Raw genomic sequence first — 23,256 nt, 5'->3', positions numbered from 1 at the left:
TTTATACAATAACAGGGAATGCATGCAGGATTTTGACGCAATCCGTCCCTATTCGGATGAAGAGACGGCCCCAACCATTCAGCGCTTGGCGAACGACCGGGAATTTCTGGACATGGTCGGTCGCTTTCGCTCGCCAACGGTGGCCCGTTGGGCGCCAGGCCTGTTGCGGATGTTTGTCCGCCGCTGGCTGATTCGCAATTTTTCCCACTATCACCGCATTGATGACCTTCAGGGTGGTCTGTCGAAATACATTGGCGATCTGGTTGAAAGCACAACGTCAAATGTGACCCAGAGTGGGCTGGAGAACCTGAGCAAAACCGGCGCCCACCTGTTTATCTGCAATCACCGGGACATCGTCTTTGACCCGATGGTGGTCAACTACCTGATGTTCCAGCACGGGTTCAGTACCACCCGTATTGCTATCGGCGACAACCTGCTGGCCAACCGCGTGTTTGCCGAGATCATGCGCCTGAACAAGAGTTTTGTGGTGCGCCGGAACATGACCAGCCCCCGGGAAATGCGCGATGCCTACCTGACCCTGTCCGGGTTCATCAATCACAGTATCGACAGCAACCACAGCATCTGGATTGCCCAGCGCGAGGGGCGCGCAAAAGACGGCATTGATGTGACCGACCCGGCCATCATCAAGATGTTCTACATGAGCCGGAAGAAATCCGGGCTGGCGTTTGATGAGGCCATGAACCGACTGCATATCGTGCCGGTGTCCATCGCCTATGAATACGACCCCTGTGACTGCGACAAGGCGCGGGAGCTGGAAATCCGCGCCCGTACCGGCGAGTACATAAAAACCGAGGGCGAGGACAGCGACCAGATTATCAAGGGCATGACCGGTTACAAGGGCCATGTGCATGTGCACTTCGGCCAGCCGATCAGCGATTCTCCGGATAACCCCAAGGCCATGGCCGCCCGGGTGGATCACGAGATCCAGGCCAATTACCACCTGCATGCCTCGAATCTGGCGGCTTACCAGCTGCGCAATGAGGCCAATGCCGGCGATGTCCCGAAAGCCGTGACAGACCACGTAGCCATCGCCGAGAAGCTGGAAACCGCAGACCTTGAAGCGGCCCGGTCGGAAATCCAGCGGCGCCTGGATGCCTGTGATGTACAGGGCCGCTCCTATCTGCTCGATATGTATGCCAATCCGGTCAGCACGGCGCTGAAAGCCAATCAGGAACCGGTGCCCGGAAAGGATTGACCGTCAGGCCCATAGCATCGAGCCCATCTCCAGCGGGTGGGTGAGAGCCTGATGGTAGGGATACATGCGCAGGCGTAGGGTCTGCAGGCCGGGATAGGGCGGTTTGATACTGGCCCTGAACAGCGTCCGGCCGTTTTCCTCCCCGGCCGGCTCCAACAGGAAGGTGTCGGGACCCGGCTGCTCGAAGGTCCCGCTGCATTCCCGGTTAACCACACACTCCACGCGAACGTCGTTCGGGCTCAGGCCATTGAGCACGGCCTCCACCGCAACGTCCACCGGCGTGTTCCACTGGCAGCAGGCCTGGACGCAGTCATGGACATTCAGTGACACGCCATCCCAACTGGCCCGAACCCGCTGTTTCCAGTCTGCCAGCTCCCCGGCCAGGTGGCCGCCGTTGTCTTTCAGGCGTTGGCCCTGTTTGCTGGCCGGCTGGTAATAGCTTTCGACATAATCCATCACCATGCGCTGGGCGTTGAACCGGGGAGTGATGCTCTTCATTGAGGCCTTGGAGCGGTTTACCCAGCCCTCGGAATAGCCCTGGGAAGCCCGCTGGTAATACAGGGGGATGACTTCCAGTTCCAGCAGGTCGAGGAGGTCCCGGGCTTCTTCCTGGTTGCGGAACTCCTGGTCCATCCGGGTATCGCGCGGAGTAATGGCCCAGCCGTTGCTGCGATCGTAACCTTCGCCCCACCAGCCATCCAGTACGCTCAGGTTCAGTGCGCCATTAAGTGCGGCTTTTTCCCCGGAGGTTCCACTGGCTTCCTTGGGGTATTCCGGCGTATTGAGCCAGACATCGACTCCGCTGAGCAGGCGCCGGGCCATGGCCTGATCGTAATCCTCCAGCAGCAGGATGTGGCCGATCAGGTTGGGCTGCATGGACAGATCGTGGATTACCTTGATCAACTGTTGGCCGGGGTTGTCCTGAGGGTGGGCCTTACCGGCGAAGACCAGAATCACCGGCCGTTCCGGATCGGTGAGCATGGCTTCCAGGCGTGGCAGGTCGGAAAAGATCAGCGTGGCCCGCTTGTAGGTGGCGAACCGGCGGGCGAAGCCGATCACCAGGGCATCTTTTCCCGAGGAGACCAGGGGGCGGACCATGCGCTCGGTAACGGAATGTCCGGTGCCGTTGCGCTGGTGCTGGCTCTGGAGCCGCCGGACAATGAATTCTGCCATCTGCTGTTTCAGTGCCTTGTGGACGCTCCAGTAGTGGTAATCGGGTATCTGGTCGATGAAATGCCAGAAGGGCGGGTTGCGTAGCTCGCTTTTCCAGCTCGGGGCCTGGATATCAAACAGGCTGCCCCATTCCGGCGCCAGGAAGGTGGGCACATGGACACCATTGGTGATGTAGCCAATAGGATTCTCGGCCGCCGGGACCTGGGGCCAGATGTTGCCTTCCATTTCCGATGCCACCTGGCCGTGGATCCGGCTGACGCCATTATGGAACCGGGAACCCCGAAGGCCCAGGCAGGTCATGTTGAAGCTTTGATCGCCATTCTTGGAACCCAGGGCCAGTACCTTGTCGAGTGCCAGTCCGGACTGTTCCAGGTAGGGGCCGAGCCGCTCCGACAGCAGATCCCGGGGAAAGATGTCGTGCCCCGCCGGGACCGGTGTGTGGGTGGTGAACAGGGTGGAGGCTGCCACGGCTTCAAGGGCGGTTTCGAAGGCCATCTTATCGGCCATGGCCATACGGCAGCGCTCCAGTACCAGGAAGGCCGCATGGCCTTCGTTGATGTGCCAGACAGTGGGCTGGATACCCAGAGCCAACAGCGCGCGGGTGCCACCGATGCCCAGCAGCATCTCCTGGCTGATCCGTGTACCGGAATCGCCACCGTAGAGTTGCAGGGTCAGTTCCCGGTCTTCCGGGCTGTTTTCCGGTGTATTGGAGTCGAGCAGATAAAGCGTGATGTGCCCGACCCGGGCCTGCCATAGCCGGGCAACCACGTCACGGCCGGGAAACGGAACCGAGATGGTCATTTGCCGGCCCTTGTCCAGGACCGGGGTAATGGGCAGTTCGTCGCTTGAATGATGGCGATAACGGGCGACCTGATGGCCACGGGCATCAATCGTCTGTATGAAATAACCCTGGCGGTAGAGCAGGCCAACGGCGACGAACGGCAGCCCCAGATCACTGGCGGCTTTGCAGTGGTCTCCGGCGAGAATCCCCAGGCCTCCGGAATAGATGGGGAAACTTTCGTGAAACCCGAATTCCGCGCAGAAATAGGCCACCAGATCCTGACCGGGTTCCAGCGCCTCCAGAACCTCTGGCACCGGTTCGGCCTCCAGGTAGGCGTCGTAACTGGACAGGATTCGCCGGTACTCGCCCATGAAGGCACGGTCTTCCGAGGCGTCGTCCAGCCGGGACTGGGCCACCCGGCGCAGGAACAGTTTCGGATTGTGCTCCACCTTCTGCCAGAGCACCGGGTCAATCCGGAAAAACAGGCTCCGGACCCCGTGGTCCCAGCTGTAGAAGAGGTCGTTGGCCAGGTGTTCCAGGCGTTCAATGGCTTCCGGCAGGGTCGGCCGGGCTTCCAGGCGGAACTTCGTGGGTTCATGCATGACGGTGACCTCCGTGCGGTCTTTGTCAGTCGTCAATCATCATTGGCCGGGCAGTCACTGGCCATCAGGTGGTGATACAAACGGGCGTATTCGCCCGCCCGGAGCTTCCAGGAATAATCGCCGGTCATCCCGTTATGCTGGAGTTGCCGCCAGGTCCGGATGCTGGAGCGGGTTGCCAGGGCTCGTTCGATAGCGGTCATCAATCCCTGGGTCGAGTCATTCCGGAAGACAAACCCATTGGCTCGGTCCGGCGCCGTCTCGGTCGGATCAAACACGGTATCGGCCAGCCCGCCTACGCCATGGACCACCGGCAGGGTGCCGTAACGCAGGCTGTACATCTGATTAAGGCCGCACGGCTCGAATCGGGAAGGCATGAGGAACAGGTCGGCACCAGCGGTGATCCGGTGAGCCAGGCCCTCGTTGTAGCCGAGTGTAAGTGACAGTTGCTCCGGCCACTGTCTGGCCATCTGCCGCAGTGCTTCCTGATAGCGGGGTTCGCCGGAACCGAGAATGGCAAACTGGCAGCCCTGGTTCACCAACGGGGGAATTACCTCCAGCAGCCAGTCGAGGCCCTTTTGCTCGACCAGCCGGCCGACGAACCCGAAAAGCGGCCGTGCCGAGGCTTCCAGTGCAAGCTCCCGTTGCAGCAGGACCCGGCACTGTTCCTTGTCCCCGGGCCTGGCCGGGCCGAAATGAAAATCCAGCCAGGGATCGGTTTGGGGATCCCAGAGCTGATCATCAATGCCATTGAGAATACCGTGGAGTTGCCCGGAGCGGTACCTCAGCAGTCCATCCAGACCGTAGCCGAACGGTAGGGTCTGGATCTCCCTTGCATAGCCCGGGCTGACGGTTGTTATGGCATCGCTGTAGACCAGGCCGCCTTTGATGAAAGAGAGTTGGCCGTGGAATTCCAGGCTGTGCAGGCTCCACAGATGGTCCGGCAATCCCAGTGCCCGGAAAGTTTCGTGGGAGAACAACCCCTGATAGGCAAGATTGTGAATCGTGAAGACGCTTGCCGGCCGATGGGGGGACTCGGCCAGCAATACCGGAATCAGGCCGGTCTGCCAATCATTGCAGTGAACCACGTCCGGTTGCCAGGGCAGCCCGAGTTGGCCCAGGGCGAACATTGCACCAACACGACCAAAGAGGTGGAACCGATGGGCGTTGTCCCACCAGTCACGGCCCTGGTCATCCTGATAGGGGCTGTCGCCGTCCCGGTCAAAGAGCGCCGGACAATCCACCAGCCAAAGCGTGACAGTGGCGTCAGGCAGGCGGGTGCGCCAAAGTGCAACATCATACTGGCCAAGCCGGAACCGCACACGGCGCCGTGCACCGGCCTCCCGGGCGGCGCGTATGGCCTGCGGATATCCCGGCAGCAGGACCTGGCAGTCCACGCCGCTGCGGCAAAGGGCTTTGGGCAGGCTCGCGGAAACATCTCCCAGCCCACCGGTCTTGACCAGCGGGAAGACTTCACTGGTCGCAAACAGTACCCGGATCATGGTATATGCCTGAGAATGATCACCCCCAGCGGTGGCAGGGTGAGTTCCAGGGCAAAGGGACGGGCCATCCAGGGCTCATCAATGGTATTCAGGGGCAGGGGATTACCCAGATTGCTGCCGCCGTAATAGGTGGAGTCGGAGTTGAAGATTTCCTGCCAGTTTCCGGCCAGTGGTACGCCCACGCGGTACCCATGGCGTGGAATAGGTGTGAAGTTGACCACGACCGCCAGGACTTCGCCTCGATCCCGGTTTCCCAGGCGCAGATAGCTGATTACCGACTGGGTGAGGTCATGGCAGTCAATCCATTCAAAGCCGTCGCTGGAATAGCCATTCCGGTGAAGGGCGGCCTCGCGCCGGTATAGGCCGTTGAGGTCGGCAACAAGCCGGAGCAGTCCGGCGTGCTCCGGATACTGCAGCAGCGACCAGTCCAGTTCCCGCTTTTCGCTCCATTCCCGCCGCTGGCCGAATTCACCTCCCATAAACAACAGTTTGGCGCCGGGGTAAGTGTACATGTAGCTGAACAGCAGTCTCAGCGACGCGCGTTGCTGCCAGTCATCCCCGGGCATTTTCTGGATCAGGCTAGACTTGCCGTGGACAACCTCGTCGTGGGACAGGGGGAGCAGGAAATTCTCGGAAAAGGCGTACATCATCCCGAATGTCAGTCGGTCGTGATGATATTTACGGTAGATAGGATCCTGACTGAGATAGTCGAGGGTGTCGTGCATCCAGCCCATATTCCACTTCAGGTTGAAGCCCAGTCCTCCGCTTTCGGGAGGCCGGGTTACCCGGGGCCAGGAGGTGGATTCCTCTGCCATCATGAGAACGCCCGGAAAACGGCTCTGGCAGACGCGGTTCAGGTCCTGCAGGAACCGGATGGCTTCCAGGTTTTCCCGGCCGCCCTGTTCGTTGGGCAGCCAGTCCCCGTCCTTGCGGGAATAATCGAGGTAAAGCATGGAGGCCACGGCATCCACCCGCAGGCCATCCACGTGGAAGGCATCCAGCCAGAACAGGGCGCTGCCAATCAGGAAATTGCGAACTTCATGACGGCCGTAGTTGTAAATCAGCGTACCCCAGTCCTGATGCCGGCCCCGCCTGGGGTCCTCATGTTCGTAAAGGCAACTGCCGTCAAAACGCGCCAGCACCGGGTCATCCTCGGGGAAATGGCCCGGCACCCAGTCCAGAATGACGCCGATATCGTGCCGATGACATTCATCAATGAGGTAACGCAGGTCATCCGGTGAGCCATACCGGCTGGTGGGTGCGAAGTAGCCGGTGGTCTGGTAACCCCAGGATTCATCCAGCAGGTGCTCGGTGACCGGCAGCAGCTCGATATGGGTGAAACCACATTCACGGACATAGGGAATCAGTTGCTCCGCCAGTTCCCGGTAATTGAGCCAGCGGCCGGCCCCATGGTGTCGCCAGGATCCGGCGTGGACTTCATAGATGGCAATAGGGCTGTGCTGCCAGTCGAAGTGGTTCCTGCTGGCCAGCCAATCACCATCACCCCAGGCGTAGCGGCCACGCTGGGTGACCACGGCGGCACTGCCCGGACGCATTTCGAACGCCTGGGCATAGGGGTCTGCCTTGGTGACGGTCTCCCCGGTTCGGGTGGTGATGGCAAACCGATAGAGCGCGCCCTCGCTGGCACCGGCTACAAAGCCTGACCAGACGCCGTAACTGCCATTTGCTACTAGCGGATTGGCCTTCGTGTCCCAGTCGTTGAAATCACCAATCACACTGACGGCCCGGGCGTTGGGCGCCCAGACGGCAAAGCGCACCCCCTCCGCTCCCTGGTGTTTGGTCAGGTGGGCGCCGAGCACGTTGTAGATGTGCCAGTGCCGGCCCTCTGCGAACAGGTGAAGATCAAAATCACTCACGGTAGGGCTTTCCATAGTCCTCGGGTTCCCGCTTGGAAGACTCCAATTAGAGAGATTAGATCATGACGGAGATGTCGCTTTGGTTAAATTCTGATCTCAGACAAAAAAACGTCATAATCTGGTGGCAGTGTTCTAAAATGTAGTCAATCGTCAATTTGGTGTCGACATCCATGAAGGCCTTCCAGAGGGTTGGGAGGGCCGACGATACTCAGGGAAAGCAATGTCATGCATACCGCCAAACGTTTCGTCAGCCGCCTGACGCGACAGACCCTGGCTCTGGTTCTGGCAGGAGGCCGGGGGTCACGTCTGCACGATCTCACCCGATGGCGGGCCAAGCCCGCTGTTCCCTTTGGCGGCAAGTTCCGCATCATTGATTTTCCGCTGTCCAATTGCATCAATTCCGGCATTGGCCAGGTCGGGGTGGTTACCCAGTACAAATCCCATTCACTGATTCGCCATATCCAGCGGGGGTGGGGGTTTCTTCGTGGTGAGCTCGGCGAGTTTGTTGAGTTGTTGCCAGCCCAGCAGCGTATTGAAACCTCCTGGTATGCGGGCACTGCTGATGCCATCATGCAGAATCTCGACATCATCCGCAGTCACCAGCCGGAATATGTGCTGATCCTGGCTGGTGACCATGTCTACAAGATGGACTACGGCACCATGCTGGCGGCCCATGTGGAGCGTGAGGCGGATGTGACCGTCGGCTGTATCGAGGTGCCCCGCCAGGAAGCCTCCGCATTCGGGGTGATGTCGGTGGACAGTGAGCTGCGCATCACCGAGTTTGAGGAAAAGCCGGAAAACCCCATGGCCATGCCGGGGCGTGACGACAGGGCGCTCGCATCCATGGGCATCTATGTATTCAGTACCCGGGTTCTTTTTGATGAACTGCTTCGGGATCATGAGCTTGGGGACGTCTCTTCACACGATTTCGGCAAGGATGTGATTCCCGCAGTGATCCGGCGCCGGCGGGTATTTGCCTTTCCCTTCCGGGATCCGGTCAACAATAAACCGGCCTACTGGCGGGATGTCGGCACCATTGATTCACTCTGGCGCGCCAATCTCGAGCTGATCGGGGTGAGCCCGGAGCTCAACCTCTACGATGCCCATTGGCCCATCTGGACCTATCAGGAACAGCTCCCCCCCGCCAAATTCATTTTTGATGACGATAACCGCCGGGGTATGGCGGTGGATTCGATGGTGGCCGGCGGCTGCATTGTTTCCGGGGCGTCTGTGCGCCACTCCCTGCTGTTCTCACAGGTTCGCGTGCATTCGTTTGCCAGTGTTGAGGATACCGTCGTGTTCCCGGACGTTGAGATTGGCCGGGACTGCCATATTCGGCGAGCGGTGATTGACCGGGGCTGCCGGATCCCGCCGGGCACCCGCATCGGTTTCGATCCGGATGCAGACCGGCACCGCTTTCACGTTTCTCCAGGCGGAATCAGCCTGATTACCCCCGAAATGTTAGGGCAGGACTACCCCCATGGCCTCTGATACTCGCATCCCGGTTGTACTTTGCTGGCACATGCATCAACCGGATTACCGGAATCAGCGTACGGGCGAGTTCGTATTTCCCTGGGTGTATCTGCACTGCCTCAAGGATTACGTGGATATGGCCGCGCATCTTGAGGCTCACCCCATGGCGAGGGCGGTTGTCAATTTTGCCCCCATCCTGCTCGAGCAGATTGAAGATTATCTGGTCCAGATCGAACGCTGGCGTAACGGCGGGGCCACTATTGGTGATCCGGTCCTGGCCGCACTGGTGAGCGAAACCTTGCCCGAAGCGGGCTCTCCGGCGTTTCTCGAATTGATGGACAAGTGCCTGCGGGCCAATGCTGACCGGATCATCAATCGGTTTGCGCCTTATGCCCGGCTGTCGGACATCGCCGAACTGTACCGTTCACGCCCGGATGTGCAGCGCTATGTGTCCACCCAGTTTCTGGCCGACCTGCTTGTGTGGTACCACCTGGGGTGGATGGCAGAAACTGTAAGACGTAGCCACCCGGTGATTCAGAGCCTTCAGGAGAAGGGCCAGGGTTATACACAGGATGACCGCCAGGCACTGCTGAACGTCATTGCTGACCTGATGGCCAGCATTGGCCCTCGCTACCGGCAACTGGGGGCCGAGGGGCGGATTGAGCTGGCGATGAGCCCCTGGGCACACCCGATTATTCCGCTACTTCTGGACCTGGGCTCAGCCCGGGAGAGTCTGCCAGACGTTACTCTTCCGGCGCATGCTCAGTACCCGGGCGGGGAAGCGCGAGCCGGTTGGCATCTGGAGGAAGGCCGACGGGTTTTCCGCCGATTTTTCCATTGCGATCCGGTGGGCTGCTGGGCTTCGGAAGGCGGGGTCAGCCAGGACACTCTGACATTGCTGCACGAGCAGGGCTTCCGGTGGTCCGCCAGCGGCGACTCCGTCATCAACAACAGTTTTGACGCCGCTGGCACCAGCGGCAAAAAGGGCGATGAACGGGACATCCATCAAGCTTTTGTTTTCGGCGAGGCAAGCCCCACGGTTTTCTTCCGGGATGACGGGCTGTCGGATCTGATCGGCTTTACCTACGCCGACTGGCATGCCCGGGATGCGGTGGCCGATCTGGTCAGTCATATGGAAACCATTGCCGGCAATGCCCACAACGGAATGCCGGTGATACCGGTGATCCTGGACGGCGAAAACGCCTGGGAGTACTACCCGGAGAATGGTTATCATTTTCTGGAGGAGCTCTATCGGGTGCTGGAAAACCACGAGCAACTGCGGCTAACCACATTCCGGGACCTTGTTGACAGCCCGGTCAGGGAACCCCGGAATCTGCCCCACCTGGTGGCCGGTAGCTGGATCTATGGAACCTTCTCAACCTGGATTGGCGACCCGGACAAAAACCGCGCCTGGGATCTTCTATGTGCAGCGAAAGAACGGTATGACCAGGCCGTGTCTGAAGGCACGCTGACAGGTGAGCAGGCCCGCTTTGCTGAACGGCAGCTCGGGCTTTGCGAAGGTTCGGACTGGTTCTGGTGGTTTGGCGATTACAACCCGGCTGCCATTGTCAGGGATTTTGAACACCTGTACCGGCTACACCTGATCACACTGTATGAGACGATTGGCTGTACGGCGCCGGCCGAACTGTTCCAGCCCCTCAGTCAGGGCGGAGGGACGCCCGCCAAAGGCGGCGCCATGAGACCCGGGCACGCCGATGGGGAGGGTAAATGACCCGGGAGCGCCCGCTACCTGAGGCATTTTCCAGACGAAGGGCGGGTGTATTGCTGCATCCGACGGCTCTGCCGGGCGGGCGTGGCAAACTGGGCCGGCCGGCCCGGCAGTTTGTCGATTTCCTTGGCGAGTCCGGCATGACTGTGTGGCAGACGCTGCCCATTGGTCCGCCTCATGGTGATCATTCGCCCTACCAGTCGTTATCGGCTCATGCGGGCAACCCCGCGCTGATTGATCTTGATGAGCTGTGCTCCGATGGTCTGCTTGTTGCCGAGGAAGTCGGCCAGCTAACGGATGCGGAGCTGCTGCAACTGGCCGGGGACCGGCTGGCGTCCGGCTGCCACAGCGGCACCAGTGGGCTAAGCATTGACGGCTGGGGGCAATTCGAGCGCACCCACGCCTACTGGCTGGATGACTTCTGTCTGTTTGAGGCCATCCGTCATTCCCTGCCGGATTGCCCCTGGACCCTGTGGCCCGAACCACTGCGCCAGCGAAACCCGGTAGCTCTGGCGCAGGTTCGTGAACGACACCCCGGCCTGATAAGGCGGGTAAGTTTTGAGCAGTACCTGTTCCATCACCAGTGGCAGACGCTGAAGGCCCATGCAAGACAAAGGGGGGTATTGCTGTTCGGCGACGTTCCGATCTTCATAGCTCATGACAGCGCCGATGTCTGGGCGAATCCCGGTCTGTTCCGGCTGGATGAGCAGGGCCAGCCCACCGTTGTTGCCGGCGTTCCACCGGACTATTTCTCCGCCGACGGCCAGCACTGGGGCAACCCCATCTATGACTGGACCGCCATGGAGAGGGATGGCTATGACTGGTGGCTGGACCGGCTGGCCAGCCTGCGTGAGCATTTCGACCTGATCCGGCTTGATCATTTTCGGGGCCTGCTGGCCTATTGGGAGATTCCCGCCTCGGATCCCCGGCCGGTTAATGGCCACTGGGCGCCCGGTCCGGGCGAGCCATTTCTTGCAGCCTGTTTCCGACGTTTTCCGGACCTGCCTCTGGTGGCAGAGAATCTTGGTGTCATCGGCGAAGATGTTGAAGCACTGCGGTTGCGTTTCAATATGCCGGGTATGACCGTCCTGCAATTCGGCTTTGACGGCAACGCCGACAATCCGCACCTGCTTCATAATCATCGGGAAGGGGACATCGTTTATACCGGTACCCATGACAATGACACGACGCTGGGGTGGTACCGGGCTCTGGAGGAGCACACCCGTCACTATGTGAATCATTACCTGCGCCTGTCGCCCGAAACCGTGCCCTGGTCATTCATCCAGTCGGCGATGGGATCGGTGTCCCGCCTGGTAATCATTCCGATGCAGGATCTGCTCTGCCTGGATTCCTCAGCCAGATTCAATACGCCCGGAACCATCACTGGCAACTGGGTATGGCAGATGCCGGAGGATTATCGCCGGCGTATCGGGGCGGCCAGTCTTCAGACTATGGTGAAGCTTTATGGCCGCTGATTGTTTTTTGATCAGGGTCAAGCGGGCAAGTCAGCAGCCGGGACTACACTAAAAGTGATCAATAAATAATCAGATTGTGGTTCGGGAAAGATTCAGGAGGGACGCACCATGGAACACCGACTCAGTCAGCGCTTTAATGGTGGTTTGCCAATTTTGCTCTACAAACGCGGCATTCCGGTTGCCACGGGGGAGGTTCGTAATGCCTCCCGTTGCGGTCTGTTCATCGCAACCGAATACGACGATGTCCGTCTGAATCAGGCGGTTAAGCTTGGGTTCCGCCTGGCCGGTGATTATTCGGGCCGCCTGTACAGCCTGAACGCCCACGTTGTGCGGGTTGACGGCGAGGGCGTTGGCGTTGATCTGGATGCCACTGGCAACGATGCACGTACGATATCGGAACTGGTTATCTGGTTTCAGGATCACGCCATGGCGCCGGTAAAAGCAGTCAGAACCGTCCAGTATGCGCACTAATTGAGAGTTTTCTGAAAGGTGAAAGGAGAGGCATCATGGCAAGGTTGCAGGGCAAAGTGGCCGCGGTTACGGGTGGTTCGCTGGGTATTGGCAAGGCTACGGTCACACGGATGGCCGAAGAGGGGGCCTGTGTGGGGATTCTGGACTGCCTCGCTGACGAGGGCGAAGCCCTCGCCCGGGAAATGACGGACGCTGGCCACCAGGTGGGTTACTGGCATTGCGACGTAACCAACGAAGACCAGGTGAAGGCGGCCATTGATGGTGTTGCCGCTCACTTTGGCAAGCTGGATGTAATGGTGAACAACGCCGGCATTGCCGGCCCCAACAAGCCCACCCATGAGTTGTCGGAAGAAGAATGGGACAAGGTCCAGGCGATCAACGTCAAGGGCGTGTTTTTCTGCACCAAACATGCCATTCCCCATATGAAAAAAGCCGGTGGCGGCAGCCTGATCAATCTGTCTTCCATCTACGGTCTGGTCAGTGCTGCGGACCTTCCCCCCTACCATGCATCCAAAGGGGCAGTGCGGCTGATGACCAAAACCGATGCGATGTTCTATGCCCCGGACCGAATCCGGGTTAACTCGGTGCACCCCGGTTTCATCTGGACACCGCTGGTGGAGCACCACCTGCAAGGCACCGGGCAGGAACTGGATAAGGCCAAGCAGGCAACGGCCATGCTCCATCCCCTTGGCCACATGGGGGAACCAGATGACATCGCATGGGGAATCGTGTTCCTTGCCTCTGACGAGTCAAAATTCATGACCGGCAGTGAACTGGTGATCGACGGCGGTTATACGGCTCACTGAGGGCGCCCGTGTGACACTGGCTGGCTATATCAATCGAACGCTGCCAGACGATCTGGCCGGCCTTGCCACTCTGGCGCTGGATTTGCGCTGGAGCTGGCATCACGGCTCAGACCAGCTCTGGCGGGCTATCGAACCGGACCTCTGGGACGCCACCCACAATGCCTGGCTGGTGCTCAACAGTGTTTCGGTACAGCATCTGCAGTCACTGGCCGGAAACCGGGAATTCCTGGCAATCTATCGCCGCCAGATCCGGCAACACCGGGAATTCACTGAAGCCGCCACCTGGTATTCCGACACTCATGCCGGCGAACTGGATAGTGGCATTGCCTGGTTCAGCATGGAATTCGGGGTGTCCGAGTGCCTGCCGTTATACAGTGGCGGGCTGGGGGTACTGGCCGGGGATTTCCTGAAAGCCGCCAGTGACCTTGGCGTTCCGGTTATTGCCATTGGCCTGCTGTATCAACAGGGTTACTTCCGACAGGCGCTGGATGCCAACGGCGAGCAGTTGGAATTCTACCCCTACAATGACCCGACAATGCTGCCCGTCGTGCCCCTCAGGGACCATGAGGGACTGTGGTTACGTATTCCTGTGCCGTTTCCTGGACGAACTCTCCGGTTGCGGGTCTGGAAAGGGCAGGTGGGGCGCTGCGAGTTGCTGTTATTGGACGCCAATGACCCGATGAATGAGCCGGGGGATCGGGGCGTCACCAGCGAGCTGTACAGTGGAGACCGGGAAAAGCGACTGCAACAGGAAATGGTGCTCGGTATCGGCGGCTGGCGATTGCTGGAGAGGTTGGGACGTCACCCTTCGGTCTGCCATATTAATGAAGGACACCCGGCTTTCGCCCTGGTGGAACGAGCCCAGGCCTGGCAACGGCTTAATGGTGGCGATTTTGAGACAGCCCGGATCGCCACCCGGGCCAGCAATCTCTTTACCACCCACACGTCGGTTGCTGCCGGCTTTGATCATTTCCCCAATACCCTCACGCGCCTTTACCTGCAGCCGTGGCTGGAAAGTGCCGGGAACAGTCTGGAAGCCTTGCTGTCCATTGCCAATGGCGGCCAGGAGGACCTCAATATGGCGGGGCTGGCCCTTGGCATGAGCGGCCGCTTCAACGCGGTCAGCGAGATCCACCAGCGAGTCACTCAGACCATCTTCCAGCCCTGGTTTGGCCGTTGGCCAGCCCGGGACATCCCGGCCGAATACGTCACCAATGGGGTGCATACCCCCAGTTGGGATTCCCCGGAAGCTGACCAGCTCTGGACCGCCGCCTGCGGCAAGGATCGCTGGCGGCGGCCCATGCCTCAGAGCTGCCCACTTGCCGACACGACAGACGAGGCGTTGTGGCAGATGCGGCGGGCCCAGCGTCGCCGGTTGGTGGATTACCTTCGCAAACGCCTGCTTGCCCAGCACTGCGAGCAGGATTTTTACCACAACCGGGACGCCGCCTGTGGGCTCATGCTTGACCCGGAAACCCTGACACTCGGGTTCGCCAGGCGTTTTACCGCCTACAAACGCCTGGACCTGCTGCTTCGGGAGCCAGAGCGACTGGTGGCGATGCTCAATAACCGGGACCGCCCCCTGCAGATCGTCCTGGCCGGCAAGGCCCACCCAAAGGATGAAGAAGGCAAGGCCATCCTGCATCGATGGAAAACCTTTTCGATGCGAGCCGACGTGGAAGGCAAGGTGATTTTTATCGAGGACTACGACCTGTTCGTGGCCAGCCAACTGGTTCAGGGCGTGGATGTCTGGCTAAACAACCCGCGCCACCCCTGGGAGGCCTGCGGCACCAGTGGCATGAAAGTGCTGGTGAATGGCGGTTTGAACCTGTCCCAGTATGACGGCTGGTGGGCCGAAGCGTGGAACGAACAGGTGGGGTGGGCCATACGCCCGGGCGCGAGTTTCGAGCAGTTGAGCCAGGACCCTGGCCACGACGCCAGTGACGCTGACAGCCTTTACCGGTTGCTGGAGGAACAGGTCATTCCGGATTTCTATGAACTGGATGAGCGTGGCCTGCCGGACCGTTGGCTGCACCGGGTGCGCAGCAGCATGGATCAGCTGACGGCCCGATATTCCGCCAACCGGATGGTCCGTGAGTATGTTGAGCAGTTTTATATCCCCATGGCCCGGGCTGGTGCGGAGCGCACACCAGAACAGGCGGCCATGCTGTTACAGCGCCAGGAAAACCTGTACCGACACTGGCCGCGACTGCGCTTTGGCCGGCTGGTGCAGGTCGAGGAGGAGGGCCAGCAGTTGTTTACCCTGGATGTGTATCTGGACGGATTGGGGCTGGACCAGGTCGAGGTCGATATGGTTGCTGAGGCCTCTGATGCCGGCGGCCGGGTGGTCGAACCGATGCAAATGATCCAGGCTCTGGCCGGGTCTACCGATAGCTACCAGTTTCAGTGCCGGGTTGCACCAAGGCCGGAGGGGCATTACACCCCGAGAATCCGGGCCCGGGACGAACAACTGAACCTGCCCCTGGAAGCCCCACTCATTCTCTGGTTTCGATGAGCCTAGCCGCGCCAGAATGCTGGTGACAGCACGATAATCACACTCAGGATTTCCAGGCGGCCCATCAACATGCCCACCGAGAGAATCCACTTGGCCGCATCCGGCAAGGGGCCGAAATTGCCGGCCGGTCCGATGATGTCGCCCAGCCCCGGTCCAACATTGGTCAGCGAGGTGAGGGCGCCGGACAGGGCGGTAACAAAGTCCAACTGGAGGGCGGCCAGCAGCACCGTGATCAGCAACAGGCACAGCAGGAAGATGAAGGTATAGGCGATCATCGAGGAGATGATCTCGTCGCTCACCGCCCGGCCGTTGTAGTTCCGGGTAAAAATGGCGTGAGGATGAAGCAGGCGCATCAACTGCTCCCGAAGGATGATCAGCGACAGCTGGAACCGGAAAATCTTCATGCCGCCGGCGGTGGAGCCGGAACACCCGCCCACAAACATCAGGAAGAAAAATGCCACGAATGGCAGCGAGCCCCAGGCGGAATAATCCTCGGAGGCATAGCCGGTGGTGGTGACCACGGACGTCACGTTAAACAGGGTGGCCACGTAGTTGTGGAAAGGATCGTAATGAATGGGTGACACCCACCACCGATACAGGGTGAGCAGCAGCGGCACCGTCAGCAGGATGGTCAGAAACAGCCGCACCTGCTGATCCTTGAAAAGCACAAAGTGCTGGCCGTGCATTTCCCGTACAAACAGGAAGAAAGGCAGGCTTCCCAGAATCATGAAGAAGGTGGCTTCCATCAGGATCAGGTCGCTGAAACGCCCCATCGACTGGTCCGAGGTCGCGAAGCCACCGGTGGCGATGCTGGTGAGGCCGTGGTTGAAGGCGTCAAACAGATCCATGCCGGACAGCCAGTAGGTCACCACCGCGACGACTGAGAACAGTACATAGACGAACAACAGCCCCCGGCTGAGGGTTTTCATCCGGGGTAGCGCCTTGTCGGTCCATTCCGAGGATTCGGTGGCGAACAGGCGCATACCGCCAACCCGCAGGAATGGCAGTACGGCAACGAACATGCCGATGATCCCGATACCGCCCAGCCATTGCAGGATGGAACGCCAGAGCAACAGATCCCGATCCATGCTATCCAGGCCACTGAAAACAGTCGCGCCGGTGGTGGTGATGCCGGAGGTGCCTTCGAAGAAGGCGTCAGCGGCGGAAATGCCGTGGTCGCTCAGGTAGAACGGCAGAGAGGAGAACAGGGCAATGATCAGCCAGCTGGAGACGGTGAGCACGAACATATACCGGGGCTTGAGTTCGCGTGGCTGGCGATAGGTGGAGAGGATCCCCAGGACACCGAGCGCGCACACAATCGCGGCCGACTCCCCGAATGCCACAGCATTGGGCGCGCCGGAGGCGGTTCCAGCCAAAAACAGTGCCGGCAACGTCATGAAAATGCTCAGAAGCACGAACATGACGCTGACGATGAAGACGACAGGGTAGAGGTTTCTCAAAGTGCGCTCAAAGCCAGCTTGGATCGAAACCGCGTCAGCATAACCGCGGCGCCCCTGAACCGCAAGGTAACAGGCGCGCAACGGCGGGGCCTGGCGCCGGGATCAGATCACCAGTCCGAGCAGATAGACGCCAGCGTATCCCAGGGTATAGGCAACAAGTAGATGCAGCGAATACTTCAGGTAGGCGCCGAAGGTGAGGCCGGAGATCTTGCTCATGGCGACAATACCGGCGGCGGAGCCAATCACCAGCAAGGAACCACCCACGCCCACGGCGTAGGTCAGGCCCATCCACTCGCCCCGGGTCATGGTAATGCCGGCTTTGAGCAGCGCGGCCGTCAGGGGGACGTTGTCGATCGCCGCCGAGAAAATGCCCATCAGGTAGTTGGCATAAAGCGGGGGCATGACGTCATAGATCGCCACCAGCGAGTTCAGCGCATGGATCTCCTTGAGCATACCAACCAGCAGCAGAATCCCGAGGAAGAACAGCAGGGTTTCAAACTCGATCACCCGGATGTATTCGAGGATCGGGTCCAGATCAGAGTCCTCGCTCATGAACCGGGACACCAGGAACATGATGGACAGGCCGAACAGGAAGGTCAGCACCGGTGGAATCTTGAACAGGGCATTGCCGACGATGGTACAGAGAATGGTCATCAGGAAGAGTGCTGAAATCACCACATCCACGCGGCGGACGTCGTTGGTCTTTTTCTCCAGAACCACCTGCCCGTCCAGGCCCCGGCTGAGCAGTACCGCCAGGATGAATACCGTGATGGAGGCCGGAATGGCCAGGGTCAGCAGGGTCAGGATCTGGACCTTGTCTTCCAGGAAGATCATCAGGGTAGTGACATCACCGGTGATCAGGGAAACCCCGCCGGAGTTAACCGCAAATACAACCAGAACAGCAAATTGCAGCTTTTTCTTAACGTCCAGGTTCAGGGAAAGAATCAGCGAACAGGACACCAGCGTGGCGGTAATGTTGTCGGCAAGTGAGGAAAAGACAAAGCAGAACAGGCCGGTCAGAAACAGGAGGCGTCGTTCAGTGACCTGGCGCGGCATGATCAGGTAGATCATGTTCTCAATCATGCCTTTCTTGTTCAGATAGGCGACAAACGTCATCGCAGCTACCAGAAACAGCCAGAGCCCCGCTATCTCGGCAATACTTTCGGTCAGTCCCTCGGAAATGGCGCCGGTTTCGCTGGCTCCGTCACTGGAGAGAAACAGCAGAATCCAGCTAAGGGTGCCGAAAAACAGTGTGGTCTTGGCTTTGTTGACGTGGATAACATCCTCGAAAATCACGCCCAACAATGCCAGAACGGCAAGGACAACAAGAAATACATCCATAGTCGGCACCCTGGAAACCTGAAACAACGACAATAAGTGCTGGGGAAGCACCGGAAACGGGCCTGAATTGTATGCCTTTCCGGGCGCAACAACAAAGGTAGTTTACTAAACGGTGAGGGGAGAATGGTCAACCCGCTTGACCCTGTAGCAGCTTCAGGGTTTTAACTGTGTCCAAAGCTGCTAACGCGAGGCCCCGAATGCACAGTCACAATGATCATGGTCACGACCATTCCCATCACTTTGATACCCATAACCGGGCGTTTCTGATCGCGATCGTTCTGAACGTCGGGTTTGTGGCCATCGAAGCGGTATACGGTGTGCTGGCCGGCTCCCTGGCGCTGCTGGCCGACGCCGGGCACAACCTGAGTGATGTGCTCGGCCTCGTCATGGCCTGGGTGGCCAGTTGGCTCGCAACCCAGAAGCCGACCAATACCAACACCTATGGCCTGAAGAAAACCACCATACTGGCGGCGCTGTTCAATGCGCTTTTCCTGATCGCGGCGGTTGGCGGCATTGCCTGGGAGGCCATTCAGCGCTTCAGTGATCCGGCGGAAGTCGCCGGTATGACCGTCATTACCGTCGCGGGTATTGGCGTTCTGATCAATGGCATCACGATGATGCTGTTCATGAAGGGGCAGGAGGGGGATCTCAACATCCGGGGCGCCTTCCTGCACATGGCTGCAGACACGGCGGTATCCCTCGGCGTGGTGGTGGCCGGGCTGATCATTATGTTTACCGGTGCCACCTGGGTCGATCCCGTAGTCAGCCTGATCATTGCGGCGGTGATCTTCATTGGAACCTGGCGACTGCTTAAAGACTCCGTGCGCCTGGCCGTTGATGCCGTGCCCAGGGACATCGATCCGGAGGCGGTGTCAGAAAAACTCAGGGAACTGCCGGGCGTTGAGTCCGTCCATCACCTGCACATCTGGAGCCTGAGTACGACGGAAAACGCCCTGACGGTTCACCTGGTGAAGCCGGACCCAACCGATGACGACGCCCTCATCGAACAGGCGGGGCACCTGTTGGATCACCAGTTCAATATCCAGCATGTGACCATACAGTGGGAACGTCATCCCAGAACGTGTCCCACTGCCGGCCACTGCTGAAACGAATGCAGGCTCAACCCAGACGGCCAAGCGCCGGGAAGAGCGACAGCATCCAGGAAGCGAAACGCGTCATCTGGCCGGTAACCACCAGCAGTCCCATCATCACAAGCACACCACCGGCGAACAGGCGTAGGTACCGGCTCCAACGGCCGAGTGCGCGCATGCGGTCGCGGTAATGCTCAATGAAGAAGGAAGCGCCAAGAAACGGCATGGCCAGGCCCAGCGAATAAAAGCTCAGATAAAGCATGCCCGTCGATGCGTTGGCCTGGGTCGAACTCAAGGCGAGTATGGCTCCCAGAATGGGGCCAATACAGGGCGTCCAGCCCACCGCAAAAGCCAGTCCCAGAAGGAACGACGCGGTAGGGCGACCGCCTTCCAGCGTCTGCCCGAGCCGCCAATCCCTCTGTAGCACAGGCAGACTCCACCAGCCCAGCATGAACAGGCCCATCGCGATGATCAGGATGCCCGCAACCAGGTTGGCTTCCCGGCGGTAGGCCAGAAGCCACTGTCCCAGCAGACTGGCGCTGGCTCCCAGGGCGATAAAAACCAGGCTGAATCCCATAATGAAGCACAGGCTCAGCCACATGGCTTTCAGCTTGTTTCCGGCCTCATTGACCGCGCCACCGGTCACAACAGACAGGTAGCCCGGGACCAGCGGCAGGGTGCAGGGTGAGAAGAAGGACACCAGGCCGCCCAGAAAGGCGGCCATGATTCCCCAGGATGCGAGATCTGGCATGATCAGTACCGGTTAACGGCTTGTGAGCGCCCGTTTTCTGAGAACGCCACCACCTCATAGGCATCCTGCCGGCCGGTTTCCATGCCGGGCGCACCGTGCGGCATGCCAGGTACTGCAATGCCGTGGGTTTGCTGGCCAAAGGCGTGGTATTCGCCACCGATGAAGCGACGGATATCCGAGGCGGGCACATGCCCTTCAAAAACCTGCCCGTCCATGACACCGGTATGGCAGGAGGCCATTGCACCAGGTACGTTAAATTTGGCTTTTACTGCATTGAGATTATTGGTGTTTCTAACCTCAACATCAAAACCGTTCTGCTTCAGGTGCTCCACCCAGCCAGCGCAGCAACCACAGCTGGCGCTTTTGTAAACGGTCATAGTGGCGCTGGCTGTGGCAGCCGCTTCATCGGGGGATTGGGATTCGCCAGCCTGAAGCTGGTAGCCGGTAACCAAAGCAACAGTAAACAGAGTGGCGCAACCGAAAAGGTTCAGTTTTTTGATGTTTTTCATGGTTCTATCCTTTATCTGGAACACGGCGACACGTATGCGCCGGGATCCGGTCAACATTAATGGCTGTAGTAAGGAAATGGGCTGATAACAGCCCGGAAGAACTATGAAAAAACGTCAGGTGGCGGTGTGGCCACGTCATAGACGGGAGGCTGGTATCGGGAACCAGCCGGGATAGGATAATCGCCTTTATCGCCGTTTACGGACTCAGGAGTGGCGTAAGCAGAACCGGCAAAGAAAACCACAGTGCAATGGCTGGACTGAATGGCACAGGCCATCGCAGCGTCGCTGGCTCCACAATCGGTGTGGGCGGATGCAACCTGGTGCGACGTGCGGTCGTTCTGTGGCGCAGCTACCAGAAATGGCATGCCCACCAACAGAAAAACACTCAGGATGGCGATCAGGAACTGTCTGTTCATTACGCTGCGAAAACCTGTACCCATTTGACACAAATTGTACGTCTATCCTACAAGCTGTGATCTGGTGTCAGGTCAAATTCAGGGGCGATCTGGCTTCCGTATCCGAGGATTTGTTGTTTACTGACAAGTGAGCGCGGATGAAACCGCCATTAGGAGGAGACAATGAAGACGCTTTATCAGGTAATTATGCTATCTGCCTGCATGGCCGCATCAGGGGCAGTTCTTTCAGCCCAGGGCCAACAGGGCCAAGGCCAGGGTCATATGGGCATGGGAATGAACAATGGCATGATGAATCAGCAACGCATGAATGAGCACATGCAGCAGATGAACCAGACCATGCACCAGATGCGGGACACAACATCGAGAACCGAGCGCCGGCAACTGATGGACAGACACATGGAGTCCATGCAGCAACACATGCAGATGATGAGGGGCTCAAACGCGGGCAATCAGAACATGAACGCCGGCCAGGGAATGACGCAGCAGGAACGTCTGGAGATGATGGAACAGCGCATGCAACACATGCAGTTGATGATGGAGCAGATGCTTGAACACCAGAGAATGATTGACCAGCAACGCTAGGGGGCAATCAATGGTGACAAGGGAGGTATCCAGGTCAGGGCCGCTCAGGGATGGGCGGCCTTTGTATTTGGTGGAGTGCGATATCGGCTCCATATGATATTTAACATAATATACATTATGCGAACCTTAGAAGATAAAGATCGCTGGCTAACAATCATTCAATGGACATCCACGCAAAGTGCTATCAACTTGTGCTTGTCTTCGGCCGGTCTAGGTGCGTTTTTCGGTGAATACTAAGTCCCTATGAAACTATTTAAACCAATCGATCCCCAAACCGTTCTAATAACAACCTTACCGTTTGCGCGCTCGTATAAGCGGCGAAGACTTGATTATTGTCAGATTTGTCAGGGTCGGCAAAATCGCAAACTGATTTAAGTGCAAACATTTTTGGTTTCGGTAATGAAGATCCGTCGACTGCTGCAAAGAGCCCATAGATCTCCATCTCAACACCTATGAGGTTACGATGCTGCTTTTTAATTTCTTCGACGACTTCGCCATCAGCCAGTACCGCTGATCCAGACGCTACTGGGCCGATGTGGAGGTCTGGAATTCGTGGTGCATCTTTGAACCCATCGGCCATATTAACAAACTCACTGCGGTGGGCCCTCAATTGTTCGACATGACTTCTGATTCCGCTATCGGCCTGCAACTGATGAGGAGCGATTGAGAATGAGGTGTTTTCCGAGTCCCCTACACGTTTACCGCTTTGAAAATCCCACGCTGGATCCGCGAATAATATGTCCCCCATTTGAGTCTTACCTCTCACACCGGCGCAAATACCGCACATTCCCACGATTTTCGGCCTGAGAAGGTTTATGATTGAGGCAGTTTTTAAAGCGGTAGATACCATACCCATCCGGCTGGTGTAGGTAGCGCAGACAGTGATCTTTTTCCCATTGGAGAAAAAATGTCCTTCTTGCACAAAGGTAATATCGTCAAGAGGCCTTGGTGCCGTCCAGTTCCAGTCTAAAGCAACTACCTGATCGTACTCAGGCGAGTGGAGTGCACAAACAATTGCAACGTCAATTTGGTGTGCAGGTATGGAAGGTTCGCCGATGTTATTCCTTGAGAGCAGATAATCGATACAGTGATTTATTTGGTTTACCCAGTCATCGTTGGATTCTGAGTACTCAACTACCCGCCAGGTATAGTCATCGAAGTTTTTAATGGCTTCACTTGAAAACTCCATGTCGCCAGTAATTCCAATTATATGCCCCGGTTTTTTTAGAAAATCGCCCTCGGTTATCTGAAACAATAGATCGATGGAGTGCTGGAGATCCGGGTCTTGTTCAGGCCACAATGATACTAATAAATCAAGAACCAATAAGTCGTAGTGGACCGCTTCAAGCTCATGCCTGGCATCGTGGACGCAAGGCACAATTTTTATATCTTCACGCCCTACTCCTCGGTCCCCCAAGGATTCAGTTAATTTGGCGTATCTACGAACGTCGTCATCCACAATCAAAATTTTCAAACTAAGATCCTATTT

The 23,256-nt window shown here is 58.4% G+C and carries 18 protein-coding genes; 9 read left to right on the top strand and 9 right to left on the bottom strand.

From position 1 onward, the window contains the following. Positions 1–22 precede the first annotated feature (22 nt). Entirely contained in the window at positions 23–1,216 is a 1,194-nt protein-coding gene (locus tag HNR38_RS05115) for a 1-acyl-sn-glycerol-3-phosphate acyltransferase (protein ID WP_183700441.1), read from the top strand. Positions 1,217–1,219: 3 nt separating this feature from the next. On the opposite strand, the gene glgP (HNR38_RS05110) is transcribed toward HNR38_RS05115, so the two are convergent. The 3 genes from glgP (HNR38_RS05110) to glgB are packed head-to-tail and all read right to left on the bottom strand — an operon-like array spanning position 1,220 to position 7,148. Continuing rightward, positions 1,220–3,772, bottom strand: a complete 2,553-nt coding sequence (gene glgP / locus HNR38_RS05110; protein ID WP_183700439.1) for an alpha-glucan family phosphorylase — start codon at positions 3,770–3,772, stop codon at positions 1,220–1,222. Positions 3,773–3,804: 32 nt separating this feature from the next. Beyond that, on the bottom strand, positions 3,805–5,271 hold the full coding sequence (gene glgA / locus HNR38_RS05105) for a glycogen synthase GlgA (RefSeq protein WP_183700437.1): 1,467 nt from the start codon (positions 5,269–5,271) through the stop codon (positions 3,805–3,807). Next, positions 5,268–7,148, bottom strand: coding sequence for a 1,4-alpha-glucan branching protein GlgB (glgB, locus tag HNR38_RS05100; protein WP_343068237.1), 1,881 nt, complete (start codon positions 7,146–7,148; stop codon positions 5,268–5,270). The genes glgA and glgB overlap by 4 nt, the downstream gene beginning before the upstream one ends. Positions 7,149–7,373: 225 nt before the next feature. Between glgB and glgC the strand changes: the two genes are divergently transcribed. From glgC to glgP (HNR38_RS05070), 6 genes are all read left to right on the top strand, one after another. Next, positions 7,374–8,639, top strand: a complete 1,266-nt coding sequence (gene glgC, locus HNR38_RS05095; RefSeq protein ID WP_183700433.1) for a glucose-1-phosphate adenylyltransferase — start codon at positions 7,374–7,376, stop codon at positions 8,637–8,639. Continuing rightward, complete coding sequence (locus HNR38_RS05090; RefSeq protein WP_183700431.1) at positions 8,629–10,353, top strand: glycoside hydrolase family 57 protein; 1,725 nt, start codon at positions 8,629–8,631, stop codon at positions 10,351–10,353. The genes glgC and HNR38_RS05090 overlap by 11 nt, the downstream gene beginning before the upstream one ends. After that, a complete protein-coding gene (gene malQ / locus HNR38_RS05085) occupies positions 10,350–11,825 on the top strand; it encodes a 4-alpha-glucanotransferase (protein WP_183700429.1) in 1,476 nt (491 codons plus the stop codon). Before HNR38_RS05090 ends, malQ begins: the two co-directional genes overlap by 4 nt. Positions 11,826–11,933: 108 nt before the next feature. After that, the gene (locus tag HNR38_RS05080) at positions 11,934–12,296 is read left to right on the top strand and encodes a PilZ domain-containing protein (RefSeq protein WP_183700427.1); all 363 of its coding nucleotides are present in this window, start codon (positions 11,934–11,936) and stop codon (positions 12,294–12,296) included. Positions 12,297–12,331: 35 nt separating this feature from the next. Continuing rightward, entirely contained in the window at positions 12,332–13,102 is a 771-nt protein-coding gene (locus HNR38_RS05075) for an SDR family NAD(P)-dependent oxidoreductase (protein ID WP_183700425.1), read from the top strand. A gap of 10 nt (positions 13,103–13,112) precedes the next feature. Then, complete coding sequence (gene glgP, locus HNR38_RS05070) at positions 13,113–15,617, top strand: alpha-glucan family phosphorylase (protein ID WP_183700423.1); 2,505 nt, start codon at positions 13,113–13,115, stop codon at positions 15,615–15,617. Positions 15,618–15,619: 2 nt separating this feature from the next. Here the strand turns inward: glgP (HNR38_RS05070) and HNR38_RS05065 are convergent, their stop codons facing one another. Together HNR38_RS05065 and nhaD are read right to left on the bottom strand one after the other, a co-directional pair. Then, positions 15,620–17,038, bottom strand: coding sequence for a TrkH family potassium uptake protein (locus HNR38_RS05065; protein ID WP_183700890.1), 1,419 nt, complete (start codon positions 17,036–17,038; stop codon positions 15,620–15,622). A 141-nt stretch (positions 17,039–17,179) separates the two neighbouring features. Beyond that, positions 17,180–18,418 (bottom strand): sodium:proton antiporter NhaD, encoded by a 1,239-nt coding sequence (gene nhaD / locus HNR38_RS05060; RefSeq protein WP_221275672.1) that lies wholly within the window; start codon positions 18,416–18,418, stop codon positions 17,180–17,182. A gap of 197 nt (positions 18,419–18,615) precedes the next feature. Here nhaD and HNR38_RS05055 point away from each other — a divergent pair, with 197 nt between their 5' ends. Next, entirely contained in the window at positions 18,616–19,524 is a 909-nt protein-coding gene (locus HNR38_RS05055; protein WP_183700419.1) for a cation diffusion facilitator family transporter, read from the top strand. Between the two features lie 13 nt (positions 19,525–19,537). On the opposite strand, the gene HNR38_RS05050 is transcribed toward HNR38_RS05055, so the two are convergent. The 3 genes from HNR38_RS05050 to HNR38_RS05040 all read right to left on the bottom strand — a co-directional run bounded on the left by HNR38_RS05050 (position 19,538) and on the right by HNR38_RS05040 (position 21,185). Next, complete coding sequence (locus HNR38_RS05050) at positions 19,538–20,260, bottom strand: cytochrome c biogenesis CcdA family protein (protein WP_183700417.1); 723 nt, start codon at positions 20,258–20,260, stop codon at positions 19,538–19,540. Between the two features lie 2 nt (positions 20,261–20,262). Continuing rightward, on the bottom strand, positions 20,263–20,769 hold the full coding sequence (locus tag HNR38_RS05045; protein ID WP_183700415.1) for a DUF411 domain-containing protein: 507 nt from the start codon (positions 20,767–20,769) through the stop codon (positions 20,263–20,265). Between the two features lie 101 nt (positions 20,770–20,870). Then, the gene (locus tag HNR38_RS05040; RefSeq protein ID WP_183700413.1) at positions 20,871–21,185 is read right to left on the bottom strand and encodes a hypothetical protein; all 315 of its coding nucleotides are present in this window, start codon (positions 21,183–21,185) and stop codon (positions 20,871–20,873) included. A gap of 162 nt (positions 21,186–21,347) precedes the next feature. Here HNR38_RS05040 and HNR38_RS05035 point away from each other — a divergent pair, with 162 nt between their 5' ends. Continuing rightward, positions 21,348–21,767, top strand: coding sequence for a hypothetical protein (locus HNR38_RS05035; protein WP_183700411.1), 420 nt, complete (start codon positions 21,348–21,350; stop codon positions 21,765–21,767). A gap of 253 nt (positions 21,768–22,020) precedes the next feature. On the opposite strand, the gene HNR38_RS05030 is transcribed toward HNR38_RS05035, so the two are convergent. Beyond that, positions 22,021–23,241, bottom strand: coding sequence for a 5'-methylthioadenosine/S-adenosylhomocysteine nucleosidase family protein (locus HNR38_RS05030; protein WP_183700409.1), 1,221 nt, complete (start codon positions 23,239–23,241; stop codon positions 22,021–22,023). Positions 23,242–23,256: the final 15 nt, after the last annotated feature.

Origin of the sequence: Marinobacter oulmenensis (genome assembly GCF_014201735.1) — a bacterium.
GTDB lineage: Bacteria > Pseudomonadota > Gammaproteobacteria > Pseudomonadales > Oleiphilaceae > Marinobacter > Marinobacter oulmenensis.
The sequence above is the reverse complement of the archived record's forward strand: the minus strand, read 5'-3'. Positions and strand labels throughout refer to the sequence as shown.